Source organism: Variovorax flavidus, assembly GCF_030317145.1.
Classification (GTDB): Bacteria; Pseudomonadota; Gammaproteobacteria; order Burkholderiales; family Burkholderiaceae_C; genus Variovorax; species Variovorax flavidus.
This window is the reverse complement of sequence record NZ_JASZYE010000001.1, coordinates 983,877-1,003,064: the sequence shown is the minus strand read 5'-3', so window position 1 is coordinate 1,003,064 and position 19,188 is coordinate 983,877. Positions and strand designations below refer to the sequence as shown.

General features: G+C 66.7%; 18 protein-coding genes. 10 read left to right on the top strand and 8 right to left on the bottom strand.

The genetic code is table 11. From position 1 onward, the window contains the following. Positions 1-33: 33 nt before the first annotated feature. Entirely contained in the window at positions 34-990 is a 957-nt protein-coding gene (locus tag QTH90_RS04825; protein ID WP_286663375.1) for an AraC family transcriptional regulator, read from the bottom strand. Between QTH90_RS04825 and QTH90_RS04820 the strand changes: the two genes are divergently transcribed. After that, on the top strand, positions 947-2,191 hold the full coding sequence (locus QTH90_RS04820; protein ID WP_286663374.1) for an MFS transporter: 1,245 nt from the start codon (positions 947-949) through the stop codon (positions 2,189-2,191). The genes QTH90_RS04825 and QTH90_RS04820 overlap by 44 nt on opposite strands. A gap of 34 nt (positions 2,192-2,225) precedes the next feature. On the opposite strand, the gene QTH90_RS04815 is transcribed toward QTH90_RS04820, so the two are convergent. The 4 genes from QTH90_RS04815 to QTH90_RS04800 all read right to left on the bottom strand — a co-directional run bounded on the left by QTH90_RS04815 (position 2,226) and on the right by QTH90_RS04800 (position 6,276). Beyond that, entirely contained in the window at positions 2,226-3,272 is a 1,047-nt protein-coding gene (locus QTH90_RS04815; protein WP_286663373.1) for an XdhC family protein, read from the bottom strand. Positions 3,273-3,381: 109 nt separating this feature from the next. Further along, positions 3,382-4,650, bottom strand: coding sequence for a DUF2325 domain-containing protein (locus QTH90_RS04810; RefSeq protein ID WP_286663372.1), 1,269 nt, complete (start codon positions 4,648-4,650; stop codon positions 3,382-3,384). 136 nt (positions 4,651-4,786) lie between these two features. Next, positions 4,787-5,230, bottom strand: a complete 444-nt coding sequence (locus QTH90_RS04805) for a hypothetical protein (protein WP_286663371.1) — start codon at positions 5,228-5,230, stop codon at positions 4,787-4,789. A 5-nt stretch (positions 5,231-5,235) separates the two neighbouring features. Beyond that, positions 5,236-6,276, bottom strand: coding sequence for an extracellular solute-binding protein (locus QTH90_RS04800; RefSeq protein ID WP_286663370.1), 1,041 nt, complete (start codon positions 6,274-6,276; stop codon positions 5,236-5,238). A 265-nt stretch (positions 6,277-6,541) separates the two neighbouring features. Between QTH90_RS04800 and QTH90_RS04795 the strand changes: the two genes are divergently transcribed. Next, positions 6,542-6,760 (top strand): hypothetical protein, encoded by a 219-nt coding sequence (locus QTH90_RS04795; protein WP_286663369.1) that lies wholly within the window; start codon positions 6,542-6,544, stop codon positions 6,758-6,760. 154 nt (positions 6,761-6,914) lie between these two features. Beyond that, complete coding sequence (locus QTH90_RS04790; RefSeq protein WP_286663368.1) at positions 6,915-8,426, top strand: arylsulfatase; 1,512 nt, start codon at positions 6,915-6,917, stop codon at positions 8,424-8,426. A gap of 34 nt (positions 8,427-8,460) precedes the next feature. Here QTH90_RS04790 and QTH90_RS04785 read toward each other — a convergent pair whose 3' ends face one another. After that, a complete protein-coding gene (locus QTH90_RS04785) occupies positions 8,461-9,390 on the bottom strand; it encodes a LysR family transcriptional regulator (protein WP_286663367.1) in 930 nt (309 codons plus the stop codon). Positions 9,391-9,509: 119 nt separating this feature from the next. On the opposite strand from QTH90_RS04785, the gene QTH90_RS04780 reads away from it, so the two are divergent. The 6 genes from QTH90_RS04780 (at position 9,510) to QTH90_RS04755 (ending at position 17,225) form a co-directional block, all read left to right on the top strand. After that, complete coding sequence (locus tag QTH90_RS04780) at positions 9,510-10,598, top strand: tartrate dehydrogenase (protein ID WP_286663366.1); 1,089 nt, start codon at positions 9,510-9,512, stop codon at positions 10,596-10,598. A 148-nt stretch (positions 10,599-10,746) separates the two neighbouring features. Then, a complete protein-coding gene (gene dctA, locus QTH90_RS04775; RefSeq protein ID WP_286663365.1) occupies positions 10,747-12,099 on the top strand; it encodes a C4-dicarboxylate transporter DctA in 1,353 nt (450 codons plus the stop codon). A gap of 17 nt (positions 12,100-12,116) precedes the next feature. Then, complete coding sequence (locus QTH90_RS04770) at positions 12,117-13,427, top strand: glycerate kinase type-2 family protein (protein WP_286663364.1); 1,311 nt, start codon at positions 12,117-12,119, stop codon at positions 13,425-13,427. Position 13,428: 1 nt separating this feature from the next. Next, complete coding sequence (gene pyk, locus QTH90_RS04765; RefSeq protein WP_286663363.1) at positions 13,429-14,844, top strand: pyruvate kinase; 1,416 nt, start codon at positions 13,429-13,431, stop codon at positions 14,842-14,844. 12 nt (positions 14,845-14,856) lie between these two features. Continuing rightward, positions 14,857-16,140, top strand: coding sequence for a phosphopyruvate hydratase (gene eno, locus QTH90_RS04760; RefSeq protein WP_286663362.1), 1,284 nt, complete (start codon positions 14,857-14,859; stop codon positions 16,138-16,140). Between the two features lie 107 nt (positions 16,141-16,247). Next, positions 16,248-17,225 carry a Bug family tripartite tricarboxylate transporter substrate binding protein gene (locus tag QTH90_RS04755; protein WP_286663361.1) on the top strand — a complete coding sequence of 326 codons (978 nt, stop codon included), beginning with the start codon at positions 16,248-16,250 and terminating at the stop codon, positions 17,223-17,225. Between the two features lie 94 nt (positions 17,226-17,319). On the opposite strand, the gene QTH90_RS04750 is transcribed toward QTH90_RS04755, so the two are convergent. After that, complete coding sequence (locus tag QTH90_RS04750) at positions 17,320-17,481, bottom strand: hypothetical protein (RefSeq protein WP_286663360.1); 162 nt, start codon at positions 17,479-17,481, stop codon at positions 17,320-17,322. Between the two features lie 7 nt (positions 17,482-17,488). Between QTH90_RS04750 and QTH90_RS04745 the strand changes: the two genes are divergently transcribed. Beyond that, on the top strand, positions 17,489-18,187 hold the full coding sequence (locus QTH90_RS04745; protein WP_286663359.1) for a hypothetical protein: 699 nt from the start codon (positions 17,489-17,491) through the stop codon (positions 18,185-18,187). A 13-nt stretch (positions 18,188-18,200) separates the two neighbouring features. Here QTH90_RS04745 and QTH90_RS04740 read toward each other — a convergent pair whose 3' ends face one another. Then, a complete protein-coding gene (locus QTH90_RS04740) occupies positions 18,201-19,184 on the bottom strand; it encodes a Bug family tripartite tricarboxylate transporter substrate binding protein (RefSeq protein WP_286663358.1) in 984 nt (327 codons plus the stop codon). Positions 19,185-19,188 lie beyond the last annotated feature (4 nt).

Sequence of the window (19,188 nt, the reverse complement as noted above, 5' to 3'; positions counted from 1 at the left end):
CGCATCGGCGCTTTGATCTGGCGCAAGCAATGCTCAACTCTCGGCAAAAAACTGGCTCGGCGTCTGGTCGAACTGCCTTCGAAACATGGTCGCGAAGGCGCTGGGGCTTTCGTACCCCAGCGATAGGGCGACGTCGATGACCTTCTCGCCCGTCGCCAGAAGTTCCAGCGCCCGCAGCAGCCGGGCCTGTTGCCGCCATTGGCCGAAGGTCAAGCCTGTTTCCTTCAGGAACAGGCGCTGGATGGTTTTCACATCCACCACCAGTTGTCGTGCCCAGCCGGCCATGGTGGTGGAGTCGTCCAGATGCTGCTGCAGCCGTTCGCAGATGCGCAGCAGCCGCGGGTCGGAGGGCATCTGCAGGTGGAGCGGCAGCACGGGAAGGGCGCGAAGTTCGTCCAGGATCAAGCGCATGACGCGGCCGTCGCGGGTGCCGGGCACATAGGGCTGCCGCACCTCCATGGCGCTGCGGATGAGTTCGCGCAGCAGGGGCGATATGCCGACGGCCTGTGTCTCGTCGAGGAGCCTGGGGGCTGCATCGGGCGCGACCTGCAGACTGCGCATGTGCACTTCCCCGATGCAGCGGATCTCATGGGTCATGCCCGCGCGCATCCAGATGGCGCGGGTGGGCGGCACCACCCAGCGGCCGGCTTCGGCCTTCACCGCCATGACGCCGCGCACGGCATAGATCAGCTGGTGCTTGGCATGCGCATGGGGCTCGATGTGCCAGCCAGCGGGGTAGTCGGTGGCCCGTCCGGTGACGGGCGAGCGCGCCTCGTCGATCTCCCTGAGGGCTTGCGGGAGGGCCGCGGGCCGGTGAGATCGGTCCATGTCGTTTTCGCGAGGGTTGCTGGTGGATTGGCGCAAGACAGGCGTCGCGTTGCTTTCGATAATTCTGTCATGCCGGGCACGTCCCACCGGCCTTCCATTCGGGATTTGAAAGCCATCCATGTCGACTTCCGCCGCAACCACGGTGGACGCGAGCGCGCCCATCGGGGCCGCCAGCAGTCCAGCCGCAACCCCTCAGAAGGCCAAACCTGCCTTCGGCATCCTCGGAGCCCTCAGCACCTCCCACATGGTCAACGACATGATGCAGTCGCTGATCCTGGCGATGTATCCGATCCTGAAGGGCGAGTTCTCGCTGAGCTTCACCCAGATCGGGCTGATCACGCTGACCTACCAGATCACGGCCTCGCTGCTGCAGCCGCTCGTGGGTCTGTTCACCGACCGGCGGCCGCAGCCTTACTCGCTGCCCCTCGGCATGTTCTCCACGCTCATTGGCCTGATGTTGCTTGCCATTGCGCCGAGCTTCGGCATCCTGTTGCTGGCGGCCGCATTCATCGGCATCGGGTCGTCCATCTTCCACCCGGAGTCGTCGCGCATCGCGCGGCTGGCTTCCGGTGGGCAGCATGGCTTCGCGCAGTCGGTGTTCCAGGTGGGTGGCAACCTTGGCACGGCCATCGGGCCGCTGCTGGCCGCTGCCGTGATCGTGCCCTTTGGTCAGCGCAGCGTGGCCTGGTTCGGCCTGGCCACGCTGTTGGGCATCGGCCTGCTGCTGCAGGTGAGCCGTTGGTATGCCACGCATCACGTTGCGCCGGGTGGCAGCAGGAAAGTGGCTGCCGTCTCGCCGTACCCGCGCAAGGTGGTGATCGGTGCCATCGTGGTGCTGCTGGTGCTGATCTTCTCCAAGTACTTCTATGTGGCGGGCCTCAGCAGCTTCTACACCTTCTATGTGATGGAGCGTTTCGGCCTGTCGGTGCAGAGCGCGCAGCTGCATCTGTTCTTCTTCCTGTTCGCCTCGGCCGTGGGCACCGTGCTGGGCGGCCCCATTGGCGATCGCATGGGCCGCAAGCCGGTGATCTGGGTGTCCATCCTGGGCGTCGCGCCGTTCGCGCTTCTGCTGCCGCATGCCAATCTGTTCTGGACGACCACGCTGACCGTGGTGATCGGGCTGGTGTTGTCCTCGGCGTTCTCGGCGATCCTGGTTTATGCGCAGGAGCTGATGCCGGGCAAGGTGGGCATGGTGTCGGGGCTGTTCTTCGGCTTCGCCTTCGGCATGGGCGGGCTGGGCGCCGCGGTCCTCGGCATCCTCGCGGACCGGACGAGCATCGCCTTCGTGTACGAGGCCATCGCCTACCTGCCGCTCCTGGGCGTGGTGGCGGCCTTCCTGCCCAAGACTGCCCGCCGAACCTGACCGGGGCCGATCCGGCCGCCGTCGACGCCGAGCCTCATTCGCCGGGGCTCGACTTTCGGAGTGCCGTGATCATTTCCGCCACGATCGACGCGGCAATTTCCGCCGGACCCATCGCGCCGATGTCCAGCCCCGCCGGGCCGTGGATCCTCTTCGAAAGTCGTGGCGGCACACCCGCGTCGGCGAGGCGCTCCAGCCGCGCGGCGTGTGACCTTCGGCTGCCGAGCGCGCCCACGTAGAACGCCTTGCTTGCCACGGCCTCGATGAGGGCCGGGTCATCGATCCCGGATGAGTGCGAGAGCATGACGACCGCACAGCGGGAATCGAGGCGTGCTTCGCGCAGGGCGCCCGCGGCATCACCGACGAGCAGCCTGGCGCCAGTGAAGTCGAGCGCGCTTGCGAATTCCGGGCGGGGGTCGAGGATCGACACCTCGAAGCCGACCAACTGCGCCGCGGCGAGCAATGCGCGGGCCGTGCGCACCGCGCCCACCACATAGAGCCGCAGCGGAGCGTTGAACACCTGAAACAGCACGTCGTCGCCAGCGACTTCGGTGATGGCCGTGTCGTCGGCCATGGCGCGCCTTCGCGCCTCGGGCGCCCACGCGTCCACGCCCGGGTCGTCGGATGAGATGAGTGACCGCCGGCCGTCCGACAGCCGCGTGCACAACACGACGCTTCGCCGGTCCTTCAAGGCATCCATCGCCTCGCGCAGGATGTCGACCTGGCCCGCGGGGCCGCTCCTCAGGCATTCGAAGCGGATCTGCATCTCACCTCCGCACGCCATGCCCGCGTTCGACGCGGTGGCATCCGTGATGTCGATGCTGACCGTCCTGTCGTCGCCGACGGCGAGAGCCTCCACGGCAGCCGAGGCGACCTGCGCGTCGACGCCGGGACCGAAGACCGTGCCGATGGTCGTGCCGTCACGCCGGACTGCCATCTGGGCGCCCGCACGCCTTGGCGCAGTGGCCCAGGCCTTCACGATGGTGGCGAGCGCGACCTCGTCGCCGGCCTCCTTCCATTGCAGGGCGCGGGACAGAATCGAAGCCGCCGAAGCGTTTTCCTGATCACTGGGCGAGCGCGTCATGTTCACTCCTGATCGATCGGAGAACGACACAGGCGTCATTCCTTGCCGCATTGTGGCAAGTTCCGCCGCGCGAAGGCCGGACGATCGAGGTACCGTGTGCTGTCGCTGCTCAGCGGTGCCTGCACATCGAATGCTGTGTCGGTTGAGGCCCTTCGGCCGGACCTGTGAAGGCCGCTACAAAGGTCGCGACGCTCGCGCTTCGAAGAGGCATGAACGCGACGCTCTGCCGGGCACACTGGCGCTTCAGGTTGCCGACGGAATCGTGATCCACGCAGTCGACCGGGAAGACCACCAGATCGGCCCACGAGATCGCCGAGGCCAGCAGGCCCTTGCGATCCTCCAGGCCGCCATCGTGGCGCTGGAACTCGCCGCCGTGCCGCAGCACCAGTTCCCGAATGGCGGGCGTCGAACTCGGGCGACCGCCCACATAGAGGATGCGCTTTGCGCGCAGCTGGCGATCGAGTGTCCTGCCTTGCGCGGTCTCCGCGCCGTCCGTCTGGCGAAGCTGGATCTCCGCCGCCGAGAGTTCCTGGCTCAGCAGCCGGACTTTCTCCTTCACGTGTTCCAGGTCCTCGCGCAGCCGAGCGATTTCCGACTCGGCCGCGGCTGCAGCGTGTTCGGCCCGCTCTCGCCGCGCGGTCTGAAGCGCCACCTGCGCCGTTGCCGACGCCGCGTCCTCGAGGCGCGCACGCTGCGCGTCGGGGTCGATGCGCAGGGCCTCTGTGAAGGCAGCCTTCGCCTCAGCCGCCTGCAGTTGGGTGCGAAGCTGCGCCACGGCTTCCTCGCGCTCTTCGACCAGTTCGCGCGACCGCAGCTGCTGACGATCCAGCCGTTCGCGCAAGTCGGCGTTCTCGCGCTCCAGCGCGACGAGGCGCCGGATGTCGGCCCGGTTCGCCGCGCCAACGAGATGCGACAGCATGTGCACGTCCCCGAACACCTTCTGACGCAATGCGGCCGTGGTATCCCGGTGGGTGAGGACAGCCCAGTACGCGCCAGGGACTTCTCCCCGGTGAAGTGCCTCATCCCAGAGGGCTGCGATCGCGGCGGCATCGCGTGCGCGGCCAAACGAGCGGACCACGGCGTCGTGTCGCTGGTCGAGTGTCTTGTGCAGCGCCTTGGCCACGGCGCTGTCGTGCGATATCAGCCGGACCGCATCGTGGTGGATGTCAAGGTCGCTGGCGCCGGCCACGTCGACGAAGCGGGACATCTGCTTGCGCAGCTCGACGGTGCTCAGGCAGGTTCCGACGACGGAGCAGTGCAGATGCGAATCGAGCTGGGCCAGGCGGATGCGCGCGCCCTGCGGCTCCGCTTCCTCGTGCGGAGGGGCCGACTCGCCCGACATCATCGGCATGGCGAGCTTGAATGGGGGGTTGAGCATGTCGGGGAATCCTGGAAGAGCAGGGCGATGACCGGAATGAAATGGGCGCCGGGCAGCAAGCTGTCCGCGCGTTTCGATGAGTCGCAATATACGTGTGAATATAGCGAATGCACAAGCTCAGGTGTCGTGGCACGGGTTAGCTGGAACGGCTCGGCCGCGGAGGCAGTTCTGCGTGGTCAGGGAGTTGGAGATCTCCAAGCGCCTCGCCCAGACGCGCACGCAAGGCCGATGCGTCCTCGGGGCTGAGAAGGAACGCCGACTCGACGCCTCGATCGGTCTCGACGCTCAGCGCCACGGCATGGTCGCTCCCGACGCGTTCGAGGTCCCACCGCACGATGGGATAGGCGATCAGGGATGTCGAGAGTTCTTTGCGCGCCTCGGCCAATGCGGCATCCAGCCGCGGCAGCAGGCGCATCAACTGGTGGAGCGTCCAGGACGGGAAGGACATGCGGTGGACCTTCTTGCTCGCGTCGACCAGACCGAGCACGAATCCCTCTCCATGCGGCAGGATGTCGATGGAGCCCAGCTCGACGCGGCGATGCTCGTGCGTTGGCTCTGGACTCGGAAGCTCCAACGCCATTCCCCTCAGTGTTCGTCCCGGACCGGACGAACCAGTCCTCGCAAGCCGGGCTGAAGATCCCTGAAATCCGAGTGGCTCACCACGGGCGGCACGATCGGCATCGGGCCGGTGCTCTGCTGGATCTTCCTCCCGTCTTCACTGAACAGGGTCTGGAGGAACTTCACCGCGTTGGCTTCATTGGGCGCTGTCTTGAGGATCGTCAGCCCCCAGACGACACGCGTGGCGGGCAGCCGGACGAACGGCTGCGAATGCTCGGCGTGGAGCCCCGGAATCTCGATGCTCGCCTGGCGGTAGCGGCGGTTCAGCTCAGGATCGGAGAGTCCGATCTCAGGCGGGAGGCTGGCGTATCGATAGGTCTGGGGATTGGCGAGGTAGGCCGCATAAGCGCTGTGCTCGTAGGTGAACTGGTAGTCGAAGTTCTTGCCGAGCACGTCTCCGGTGCGCGTGAGCGTGTAGTGCCCGACCAGCGTGTTGTAGAGATTCGGCACCTGGTAGCGTCGCTCGGCCAGCTGGAACATGAGGTCGGAGCGGTAGCCGCTCGGATCGAGAAACGGGTTGGAGCCTCCGATCAGCACGCCTGCCTGCGTCAGCTGCGCATGCCAGTCATCCACGACCGGCGGAATCTGCGCAGGCGGGTTGAAGGCGATGTTCGGCGCAGCGATCGTCGATGCGTTCCTGCTCGCAGTGTTGTACGCCAGGACCATCGCGCCTTGCGCAAAGGAGATGTTGTAGTCGGCATGGCGGCCCGGCTTCAGCAGGACATCGATGTCTTCGGCATCGGCGCTGGCGTAGATGTCGCACGGTTCCTTGCCGGCGGTCACGCGACGCGCGGCGTCGACGCTGCCGGCGGCGACATCCACGACGCAGATGCCGGTCTGTGCCGTGAACAGCTTCTCCACTTGCGAAAAGGCAGCCGTCAGGCTGCCTGCGTGGTAGATGATGACCTGCGGCGCGCCTGGCGCGCAGGCGGGCTGTGCCGAGACAGTGCTGCTCAAGGCCGAAACAAGCAGGGCACCCGAGCCCAGAATGCGTTGTCGAGCATGCATTGGAGTGTCTCCGACGTTTGTTTGCGTTGTATTTAACCCGATATATCGCTCACGTCAAGTGCAGCTGCTCGTCGCTGCTGCCGTCGTATAGATGCCTTAGCTAAACCTCGAAAGATTGTTCTTTGTATATCTCGGCCCCACCGAGATCCTCTGTTACACCGGCCGTCCCGTCGCACGGGTCGAAAGCTATGTCGGCGCGAGACTCATCGACGTTCTGGACGCGTGCGGCCTTTCAGCGCAACACCGCGCCAGGCTCAAGCGATGCGTGGTCATCGCCGAAGGGCAGGACGGCTACCGGGCCATCTTCAGTTGGAACGAGCTCTACAACAGTGTCATCGGAGAGAAGGTGCTGGTCCTCCACGAGAGGAATGGCCGCCCGCTCGACCCGCATCTTGGCCGTATCTGCCTGATCTCGGCCAACGACGCCCGGCTCGGGCCACGTCACCTGCGCGGCCTCTGTGAGGTTTCCGTGCAGATGCTCTGAAATCCATTCCAGGAGGGCGAAGTCATCGCCCTCGTCGCGGGTCGAGCGGTCTCGAACCTGATGGTTCGCACCGTCTAAACCAAAGGCTAGTTGCGCCACGCGACCGCCTGCGGATGATCCTGCTCCCAGGACCGCTCACGAAAGGAGCAACAGCATGGCGAAGAGCAAGAAGCCGAATATTCTGGTGATGTGGGGCGACGACATCGGCCAGTCGAACCTGAGTTGCTACACGAAAGGGATGATGGGCTACCGCACGCCCAACATCGACCGGATCGCCAAGGAAGGCATGATCTTCACCGACTCCTACGCCGAGCAGAGCTGCACGGCAGGGCGGGCCTCTTTTCTGACCGGGCAGTGCGGGCTACGCACGGGCCTGACCAAGGTCGGCCTCCCGGGCGCCGAGCTGGGCCTCAAGTCGGAGGACATCACCGTCGCGGAAGCCCTCAAGCCGCTGGGCTACCGCACCGGGCAGTTCGGCAAGAACCATCTGGGCGACCGCGACGAGCACCTGCCCACCATGCATGGCTTCGACGAATTCTTCGGCAACCTGTACCACCTGAATGCCGAGGAAGAACCCGAGGAAGTGGACTATCCGAACGTGAAGGATTTTCCCCAGTTCAATAAGAAGTACGGCCCTCGGGGCGTGCTGCATTGCTGGGCCGACGGCAAGGGCGGCCAGAAGATCGAGAACACCGGCCCGCTGACGAAGAAGCGCATGGAAACATGCGACGACGAGTTCATGGCCGCGGCCAAGAAGTTCATCCAGGCCGCGCACGACGCGGACGAGCCGTTCTTCGTGTGGTTCAACACCTCGCACATGCATGCATGGACGCACGTGAAGCCCGAGAGCCGCGGTCAGTCCGGCCGCTGGCAGTCTGAATACCACGACGTGATGATCGATCACGACAAGTGCATCGGCGAGATGCTCGACTTTCTCGACAAGCTCGGCATCGCGGACAACACCTTCGTGCAGTACAGCACCGACAACGGCCCGCACATGAACACCTGGCCCGACGCGGGCACGACGCCTTTCCGGAACGAGAAGAACTCGTCTTGGGAAGGCGCCTACCGGGTGCCCTGCATGGTGCGGTTCCCCGGCAGGATCGCTGCAGGCTCGGAGTCGAACGAGATCGTGAGCCACCTGGACTGGTTCCCCACGATCCTCGCGGTGGCCGGTGAGCCCGACATCAAGGAGAAGCTCAAGAAGGGCCACAAGGTCGGCAAGACCACCTTCAAGGTCCATCTCGACGGCTACAACCTGCTTCCGTACCTGTCAGGCAAGGAGCCCAAGAGTCCGCGGCCCGGCTTCATCTACTTCACGGACGAAGGCGACGTTGCGGCGCTGCGCTACGACAACTGGAAGATGCTGTTCATGGAGCAGCGCGTCACCGGCACGCTCAAGATCTGGCAGGAACCCTTCGTGGTGCTGCGCACGCCCTACATCTTCAACATGCGGATGGACCCTTACGAGCGTGCGCAGATCACGTCGAACACGTTCTACGACTGGATGTTCCGCCACATCTTCCTGCTGGTGCCCGCGCAGGCCATCGTCGCGGAGTTCCTGGCGACCTTCAAGGAGTTCCCGCCGCGCCAGAAGGCGGCAAGCTTCAGCCTGGACCAGGTGATCGAGAAGATGACCGAGGCATCGGGCGGGGGCGGCCACTGAGGCCTCGGCGAAGAGAAGAGGGCGCGGGGCCGGGCTACGCTTTCGCGCCCGCGGCCTGCTGCGTGAATGAAAGCGCCAGGAAGTCCACGAAGGCCCGGACCCGGGCCGCGAGCTGGTGCCGCTGCGGATACACGGCGTAGATGTCGGCGTCCGGCGTGTAGTACTGCGGCAGCACCTGCACCAGGCGGCCGTTGCGCAGGTAGCGTTCGATGTCCCACTCGGCCCGCATCAGGATGCCGTGGCCGTCGAGGGCCCAGTTGACCGCGATCTCGCCGTCGTTGGTCGCCAGGTTGCCGCGCGTCTTGACGGCTTCGGCGCTGGCGCTGCGGCCCCGCCCGCTGGCCAGCCGCCAGACGCCGTAGGCTTCCTCGCCCTGGCGGATGCCGATGCAGTTGTGCTTCGTCAGGTCGTTCGGAACCTTGGGAATCCCGCGCTTTGCGAGATACGCCGGCGCCGCGCACAGCAGCCGGCGGTTGGCCGCGATGTGCCGCGCAATGACGCGGCTGTCAGGCGGGGCGCCGAAGCGCACGCAGACGTCGAAGAGGTCTTCGGTCGGCGCGGGCGGGTTGACCGACAGCTGCAGCTGCACCTCGACCTGCGGGTACTTGCGCACGAACCGGGAGATCAGCGGCGCCACATGGCTGCGCCCGAAGCCGAGGGTGGCGTTCACCCGCAAAAGGCCCTGCGGCGTCGCCTTGGAAACGCCGAGCAGCTCTTCCATGCCGTCGATCTCGCCGAGGATGCGGCGCGCATGCTCCAGGTACGTCTCGCCTTCGGGCGTGAGGCTCATGCGCCGCGTCGACCGGTTGACCAACAGCACGCCGACGCGCGACTCCATCAGCGCGAGATGCTTGCTCACCGCGGGCGTGGTGACACCGAGTTCCCGCGCTGCGGCACTGAGGCTTCCGGCACTGGCGAGGGTGGAAAAGAAGCCAAGGTCGGCTGGCAGGATGGCACTGGTCATGGTCGCTCCACCGTTGAATTCAGGTTAACAATGGATTCACTTTAGCGCCGTGCCGAAGGGGCGTCGAATTCTTACAGTACCCATACCCCCCTTCACTACCACCCCTCGGAGACAAACCCATGAAGACGTACAAGATCGCAACCATTCCCGGCGACGGCATCGGCAAGGAAGTCGTTCCCGCCGGCCAGCAAGTGCTGGAAGCCCTGGCCTCGGCCAGCAGCAGCTTCAAGTTCGAGTTCGAGAACTTCGATTGGGGCGGCGACTACTTCCGCGAGCACGGCGTGATGATGCCGGACGATGGCCTGAACGCCATTCGCGACAAGGATGCGATCCTGTTCGGCTCCGCCGGCGACCCGCACATCCCCGACCACATCACGCTCTGGGGCCTGCGCCTGAAGATCTGCCAGGGCTTCGACCAGTACGCCAATGTGCGTCCGACGCGCATCCTGCCCGGCATCGACGGTCCGCTCAAGCGCTGCGGACCGGACGACCTGAACTGGGTCATCGTGCGCGAGAACTCCGAAGGCGAATACTCCGGCGTCGGCGGCCGCGTGCACCAGGGCCACCCGATCGAAGCCGCGACCGACGTGTCGATGATGACCCGCGCCGGCGTCGAGCGCATCATGCGCTTCGCCTTCAAGCTGGCCCAGTCGCGGCCCCGCAAGCTGCTGACCGTCATCACCAAGAGCAACGCGCAGCGCCACGCGATGGTGATGTGGGACGAGATCGCCGTGCAGATCTCCAAGGAGTTCCCGGACGTCAAGTGGGACAAGGAACTCGTCGACGCATCGACGGCCCGCATGATCAACAACCCGGCATCGCTCGACACGATCGTCGCGACCAACCTGCACGCCGACATCCTGAGCGACCTCGCCGCCGCGCTGGCCGGGAGCCTGGGCATCGCGCCGACCGGCAACATCGATCCGGAGCGCCGTTATCCGTCGATGTTCGAGCCGATCCATGGCTCGGCCTTCGACATCATGGGCAAGGGCCTCGCCAACCCCGTGGGCACTTTCTGGTCGGTCGTGATGCTGCTGGAGCACCTCGGCGAGGCCGAAGCCGCCCGGCGCGTGATGCAGGCCATCGAGAAGGTCACTGCCGACAAGTCGCTGCACACCCGCGACCTGGGCGGCAAGGCGACCACCGCCGACGTCACCAAGGCCGTGTGCGAGCAAGTCGCAGGCAGCACGCAGCGCAAGGCGGCCTGACCGTCCGCTGACCCCGGCCACGCATCGACGGCCGGGTCTTCCTTCCTGAACCGAGGGGCCGCGCGGCACGCGCCACCTCTCATCCCGAAGCGGCCGCCAAGCGCCGCGGGGGCGAACTCGTGCCCACACATCCACCAGGAGACAACCCATGCGCCGCTTCCTCGGAAAGCTGTACGTCCAGGTGCTCATCGGCGTGTTCGCCGGTGCCGCCCTCGGCTTCTTCGCACCCCATATCGCCGGCGATTTCAAGCCGCTGGGCGACATCTTCATCAAGCTGATCAAGATGGTGTTCGCGCCGATCATCTTCGCCACCGTGGTGCTCGGCATCGCACGGATGGAGAACATGAAGGAGCTTGGGCGCGTCGGCGTCCGGGCGCTGATCTATTTCGAGATCCTATCGACCTTCGCCCTGGCGCTCGGGCTGGTGGTGGTCAACGTCGTCGGGCCGGGCAACGGCATGAACATCGACGCTTCGCGGCTCGACACCAAGGCGATCGCCAGCTACACGGCTGCCGGCGCCAAGTCCGACGGCTTCATCGACTTCGTGATGCACCTCGTGCCGACCAGCGTCGTCGACGCGCTGGCCCGGAACGACATCCTGCAGATCCTGGTGTTCTCCACCCTGTTCGGCATCGCGCTGTCACACATCGGCCCGCGCGCCAAGCCGGTGGTGGACTTTCTCGACTCGTTCACCCACGGGGTGTTCTCGATCGTCGGGATGATCATGCGGCTGGCCCCGCTCGCGGCCTTCGGTGCAATGGCGTTCACGGTGGGCGCCTACGGCTTGGGCTCGATCGTGGCGCTGGGCAAGCTGATGGGCACGATGTACATCACCTGCTTCCTGTTCGTCGCGGTCGTGCTCGGCTTCATCGCGCGGCTATCGGGATTCAGCCTGTGGAAGTTCCTGAAGTACATCAAGGACGAACTCTTCACCGTGCTGGGGACCAGTTCCTCCGAGTCCGTGGTCCCGCAATTGATGCGCAAGCTGGAGCACGCCGGTGTCTCCAAGCCGGTGGTGGGCCTGGTCGTGCCGGCCGGCCTGACCTTCAACCCGGACGGCCAGTGCATCTACTACACGATGGCCGCGATCTTCATCGCCCAGGCCACCAACACGCCATTGAGCATGACCGATCAGCTCGTCGTGCTGGGCGTGCTGCTGCTCACGTCCAAGGGCTCGGCCGGCGTCACCGGCTCCGGCTTCATCACGCTGGCGGCCACGCTGGCCTCGATGGGCAAGATTCCGGTGGCGGGGATGGTGCTGCTGCTCGGCGTGGACCGCTTCATGTCGGAAGCGCGCTCCATCACCAACACGATCGGCAACGCAGTGGGCACGATCGCCATCGCCCGCTGGGTCGGTGCGGTGGACCGCCAGCGCCTGACGCAGGTGCTCGACGGCAAGAGCGATCCGGAGGACCTGGACGAGCTCTATGAGGGCGACGACGAGACGACCAACGTGAAGCCGATTCGCGTCGAGCTCGTCGGCGAGCGGATCGCGGCCTGAGCCGGATGACTGCCGCCATGAACCCCGCAGACTCCCGCAGCGTGTTGCGCGCCATGTTCGACGCCGCGATCGCCGCCGCTCAGCCCGCGCTGTGCGTTCCTCGTCACCTGCCGCCTTCGCCGAAGGGACGGCTGGTCGTGATCGGCGCCGGCAAGGCGTCGGCAGCGATGGCCCGCGCCGTCGAGGATCACTGGCCGGGTCCGCTCTCGGGATTGGTGGTGACCCGCTACGGCCACGCGGTGCCATGCGGACGCATCGAGATCGTCGAGGCGGCCCACCCGGTGCCCGACGCCGCTGGAGAGGCTGCCGCGCGCCGGATGATCGAGACCGTCGAAGGGCTGACGGCCGACGACCTGGTGCTGTGCCTGATCTCCGGGGGAGGGTCCTCATTGCTGCCCCTGGCGTTGCCGGGCCTCACGCTGGCCGACAAGCAGGCCCTCAGCCGCGCGCTGCTCGCCAGCGGCGCGACCATCAGCGAAATGAACTGCGTGCGCCGGCACCTGTCTGCCATCAAGGGCGGACGACTCGCCGCGGCATGCCACCCGGCGCGCGTGATCAATCTGCTGCTGTCCGACGTGCCGGGCGACGATCCGATCGACATTGCCTCCGGGCCGACCGTGGCGGACCCGACGACCTGCGCAGACGCACTGGACATCCTTCGCCGCTACGAGATCGACGTGCCGGTGCGGGCCCTGACGCTGCTCGAAACCGGGGAGGGCGAAACGCCGAAGCCGGGCGATCCACGCCTGCCTGCCATCGAGACGCGCTTCATCGCGACACCGCAGATGGCGCTGGAGGCCGCGGCCGCAGTCGCGCGGGATGCCGGACTGCATCCGTACATCCTCGGCGACGCCATCGAGGGCGAGGCACGCGACGTCGCCACGACGATGGCCGGCATCGCGCTGCAGGTGGCGCGGCGGGGGCAGCCGGTGCCGGCGCCGTGCGTGCTGCTCTCTGGCGGCGAAACCACCGTCACCGTGCGCGGCGGCGGACGCGGCGGACGGAACGTCGAGTTCCTGCTGTCGCTCGGCATCGCACTGGATGGCGAGCCCGGCATCCACGCGCTGGCCGGCGACACGGACGGTGTCGACGGGCAGGAGGAGATCGCCGGCGCCGTGCTGGCGCCGGACACGTTGCCCCGCGCATGGAAGCAGGGCCTGAGCCCTCGCGCACACCTCGACCGCAACGACGGGCACGGCTTCTTCGAGGCGCTCGGCGACTCGGTGGTGACCGGCCCGACCCTCACCAACGTGAACGACTTTCGCGCGATCGTGATCACCGCCGGCACCTCTGCTGTCGGGACCGATGGTGCAACCAGGAGAAACTGACATGCGACGCAGCAAGCAAGCAAAGATCGTGGCGACCCTCGGGCCCGCCAGCGACGACCGCAAGACCATCCAGGCGCTGTTCGACGCCGGCGCCGATGTGTTCCGGCTGAACTTCAGCCACGGCACGCACGAGGACCACAAGCGCCGGCTCGACCTGATCCGCGAGATCGAGCGCGACAGCGGCAGGCCCATCGGCGTGCTGCTCGATCTGCAGGGGCCCAAGCTGCGCATCGGCACCTTTCCGGGCGGCCCGATCCACCTGGTCGAAGGCACGCCGTTCCGGCTCGACCTCGACACGAAGTCGCCGGGCAACATCGAGCGGGTCGCCCTGCCGCATCCCGAGATCTTCGCGGCGCTGGAGACCGGCACGGAACTGCTGCTGGACGACGGGCGGCTGCGCCTGCGTGTCGAAGGCTTCGGCAAGGACTACGCCGACACCCGGGTGGTGAACGGAGGCACCTTGTCGGATCGCAAGGGCGTCAACGTCCCCGGCGTGGTGCTGCCGCTCTCCGCCATGACCGAGAAGGATCGCGCCGACCTGGCCTATGGCCTGACGCTCGGCGTCGACTGGGTGGCGCTGTCGTTCGTTCAGCGGCCCGAGGACGTCATCGAGGTCCGCCGCATCGTGGACGGCCGTGCGGGCATCGTCGCCAAGCTGGAGAAGCCGGCGGCCATTGCCTCGCTGGACGCCATCGTCGCCGAGACCGACGCCGTGATGGTCGCGCGCGGCGACCTGGGCGTGGAGATGCCGGCCGAGCAGGTGCCGTCGATCCAGAAGCGGATCATCCGGGCCTGCCGCCGGGCTGGAAAGCCGGTGATCGTCGCCACGCAGATGCTGGAGTCCATGGTCGGCGCGCCGGTGCCGACACGGGCCGAGGCGTCCGACGTGGCGACCGCGATCTACGAAGGCGCGGATGCGGTCATGCTGTCGGCGGAGTCGGCCAGCGGCCGCTATCCGGTCGAGGCGGTGAAGATGATGAGCAACATCATCACGCACACCGAGAGCGACCCGAACTACCGCACCGCGATCGACTCCTCGCGCTCCGAGCCGCTGTCGCTGGCTGCGGATGCCATCGGCTCCGCTATGCGCGACATCACGGGGCTGCTCAATGCGGCGGCCACCGTCGCCTACACCAGCTCGGGCTACTCGGCACTGCGAATGGCGCGCGAGCGCCCGCGCGCTCCCATCATCGGCATGACGCCGCGGCTTGCCACGGCACGCCGCCTGGCGCTCGCATGGGGCGTGCACGCGGTGCTCTGCCACGAAGTGGTGGATGTCCCGGAGATGAGCGAACTCGCCTGCCGGACCGCGCTCAAGGAGGGCTTCGGCGCCTCGGGGCAAACCATCGTCATTTCCGCGGGCATGCCTTTCGGAACTTCCGGCACCACCAACCTGCTGCGCATCGCGCAAATCTGAACGGGCACGGACATGACATCCATTCAACACATCCGCGGCTTCGAGATCCTGGACTCCCGCGGCAATCCCACCGTGGCGGCCGAGGTCGTCCTGTCGGACGGCGCCAAGGGCTTCGCGGCGTCACCCTCCGGCGCGTCGACCGGTGCGCGGGAAGCCATCGAACTGCGCGATGGCGACGCAAGGCGTTACTTCGGCAAGGGCGTCACTCAGGCGGCGGGCCACGTCAACGGCGAGATCCGCCGCGCGCTGCTCGGTCGCACTGCGGAAGACCAGGCTGCGCTGGACCGCACGATGATCGACCTCGACGGGACCTCGACCAAGTCCCGGCTGGGTGCGAACGCGATCCTCGCGGTGTCGCTGGCGGCGGCCAAGGCGGCCGCGGCCTCCAGGGGCGAGCCGCTGCATCGCTACATCGGTGGCGATCGCCAGCCGGTCCTGCCGTTGCCCATGATGAACATCATCAACGGTGGCGCCCATGCCGACAACAACGTCGACATGCAGGAATTCATGATCGTGCCGGTGGGCGCGCCGAGCTTCGCCGAGGCCATGCGCTGGGGCGTCGAGGTCTTTCATTCGCTGAAGAGCCTGCTCAAGGGACGTGGCATGTCGACTGCTGTGGGCGACGAAGGCGGCTTCGCACCCGACCTGCCGTCGAACGAGGCGGCCATCGAGGTCATCCTTGCCGCGATCGAACAGGGCGGGTTCAAGCCCGGGACGGACATCGCCCTGGGACTGGACGTCGCAAGCTCGGAGTTTCACAAGGGAGGCCTGTACGAACTGGCGTCCGAGGGCAAGCGCTTCGATTCGGCGCAGTTCGTCGACTACCTGACGCGCTGGGTCGACGCCTATCCCATCGTCACCATCGAAGACGGCATGGCCGAGGACGACTGGGACGGGTGGGAGCTGTTGACGGGCAGGCTGGGCCGTCGCGTCCAGCTGGTCGGCGACGACCTCTTCGTGACCAACACCGAGATCCTCCAGCATGGCATCGCGCGTGGCGCGGCCAACTCGATCCTCATCAAGCCGAACCAGATCGGCACCCTGACCGAGACGCTTGCGGCCATCGCGATGGCCGACAAGGCCGGCTATTCCGCCGTGGTTTCGCATCGATCGGGCGAGACCGAGGACACCACCATCGCCGACCTGAGCGTCTGCACGGCGGCGACGCAGATCAAGACGGGCTCCCTGTGCCGGTCGGACCGCATGGCCAAGTACAACCGCCTGCTCCTCATCGAGGCGGAGCTGGGTCCGGAGGCCGTCTTCGCGGGCCGGGCTGCCATCCGCGCGAGCCGCTGAAGCCGCTTCGGATTATTGAATCCAGGTTAACGACGGATTCACTTTCACCCCGCATTGAACACCCTCCGCCTGCCTACATTCGCATCACACACCATAAGGAGACAAGCATGAACACTTCGACATTCCGCCCCCGCGCTGCCTTGACGGCGATCGCCTTCGGCCTGGCCTCGTCGCTCGCTGCGGCGCAGGCCTGGCCTTCCAAGCCGATCACGCTGGTGGTTCCGTTCCCGCCGGGCGGCAGTTCGGACGCGCTGGCGCGCGCCGTCACCACGCCGCTGTCGCAAAGCCTTGGCCAGCCCGTGATCGTGGAGAGCAAGCCGGGTGCCGGCGCAACGGTCGGTGCGGACTACGTGGCCAAGGCCAAGCCGGATGGCTACACGCTCCTGATGGGTGCGGTGCACCACACCATCGCCACAAGCGTCTACAAGAAGCTGCCCTACGACTTCGAGAAAAGCTTCGCGCCCGTCACCACCGTGGCCCTCGTGCCCAACGTGCTGGTGGTCAACGCCAAGTCGCCGGCGACGGACGTCAAGAGCCTGGTCGCGCTCGCGAAGGCTTCGCCCGGCAAGTTGTCTTATGGCTCGAACGGCAACGGCACGGTGCAGCACCTGATCGGCACGCAGTTCTCCAGCATTGCCGGCGTCGAGCTGCTGCATGTGCCCTACAAGGGCAGTGCACCGCTGACCACCGACCTGCTGGGCGGCCAGGTCGACATGTCGTTCGACACGCTGACGCCGCTGGTGCAGCACATCAAGGGCGGCAAGCTGCGCGCCCTGGCGGTGACGACCGCCAAGCGGTCGAGCACCTTGCCCGATGTGCCGACGCTGGCCGAAGCCGGCATCAAGGATTTCAACCAGGGCACCTGGTTCGGCATCCTGGCACCCGCCGCGACGCCCAAGGAGGTGGTCGCGAAACTCAACGCGGAGATCGTGAAGATCATCCAGTCGCCCGAGTTCAAGAAGCGGATGGAAGAGATCGGCGCCGAGCCGGTCGGCGACACGCCGGCCCAGATGGCGGCGCAGATCAGGGACGACACCGCCAAGTACGCGAGGCTGGTGAAGGAAGCCAAGGTCGCCATCGAATGAACCGATGCGGTTCATCGAAATGTAAACTTATGTATCTCGATGTGAACTTTCGCACATGGCATTTGGGAGGGCCTCTGTCACCCTAGGGGGATGGTCACCATCGATCCTCTTTCGGGCGCTCCCAGCTTTGCGCCGTGTTGCCCATGGCGTTGATCTGTCCCAACTGCCAGGCGCGGAACCGTTCGATTGCCAAGTTCTGCATCGAGTGCATCACGTCGTTGCCGACGGGCTGCCCGGATACCGATTTCGCGCCCACGATGCGCGTGCCGGCAAGAACCTCCTATCAGGGGCTGACCTCTGCATTGAAAGGCCACTGGTCGAAGCCGGCCGGCGCGTCGGCGACCAAGGCAGAGGGCGCCGGCGCAGGCGCTGGGCCTTCGAAGGGCCTCTGGATCAGCGTTGCCGGCCTGATCGCCGCGCTGGTGATCGGGTCCGCAGGGTGGGTCGTGGCGGGTGCGGGCGGCTGGTATCTCTACACCGTCGGCAGCGCGCAGTTGAACCCTCCGCCTTCGGACGGCGCTTCGAAGGAGGCCGCACAGGCGGAGGACGTGCATGCCGCGCCCGAGGTGGCTGCCGAAGCGCCGCCTGTCGCACCGGCGATCGTGGAGGCGCCAGCGCCGGTTCCGCCCGGCACCGACAGGGAGGCAGGCGGTCCGGCCAGGGTGCCGGCTGCGGCCGCTGTCGCTCGTGCTGCGGCGCCTGTCGCTCCACCTCACGTTCAGTTCCAGCCGCCCGGCGCGAACGAAACCATGGCCGCGCCTCCGCCCGTGGTCGAGGCGCCGAAGCCGAAGCCCGTGCCAGCCGAGCCCAGGGCCGCGTGCTCGGCGATGAACTTCATCGCAGCCGCCCAGTGCATGGCAAGGCAGTGCGTGAAGCCTGAATTCAAGGCCCATCCGCAGTGCGAAGCCGTGCGCCGGCAACAGCGGCTCGAAGAGGAAAAGCGCAACCCGGTCGCCCCGTGAGCCACGGGCGATTTCAGTCGACCGTGATGCCGTTGGTCTTGACCAGCGCGGCCCATCGGGCGATCTGCGATTGCAGGAAGGCGCCGAATTCCTTCGGCGTGTTGCCGACGGGCTCGATGCCCATCGACAGCAGCCGGCGTCGCGTTTCAGGCTGATGGGTGGCGTCCCGCACGGCGCCCGACAGGCGATCGATCACGGCCGGTGGCGTGGCCGCGGGCACGAAGAAGCCATTCCATTCGACCACTTCGAAATTCTTGAAGCCGCTCTCCATCACGGTAGGCACGTCGGGCAGCGCTTCCATGCGTTTCGTGCCCGTGGTTGCCAGCGCCCGCAGGCGGCCTGATTGCACGTAGCTCAGCCCTGACACCGGGTTGGCGAAGTAGGCCGAGACCTGTCCCGCCAGCAGATCGGTGATGGCCGGCGCGCCGCCCTTGTAGGGCACGTGCAGCCAGTCGATGCCGGCGTCGCGCTTGAGCATCTCGGCCGCGAGGTGCGCCGAGCCGCCGGCGCCGTAGGACGCATAGCTCAGCTTTCCAGGGTTGGCGCGCGCGTAGTCGATGAACTCCTTGAAGGTCTTGTAGGGCGCCGAACTCGGCACCACGAGGATGTTGGGCATGTTGATCGCCTGCGACACCGGCACGAGGTCCTTGACCGGATCGAAGGGCAGCTTGCGCAGCACCGCGTTCACCGCGTAGGGGAAGGTGTCGAAGAGCACCGTGTAGCCGTCGGCGGGCGCCTGCAGCACGGCCGTGGCGGCGATGATGCCGCTGGCGCCGGGCCGGTTCTCCACCACGATCGGCTGGCCCAGCAGCGTGGACATCGGCTGCGCCAGCAGACGGGCGTTGCCGTCGGCTCCGCCACCTGCTGCGTAGGGCACGACCAGCCGGATCGGCTTCGACGGAAAGGCCGGGGCCTGCGCCACGGCGGGCAGCGCGGCGAGCGCCATGCCGCCCAACACCAGTTGCCGGCGCGCGGGCGAAAAAACTCTCACGGGCATGTTT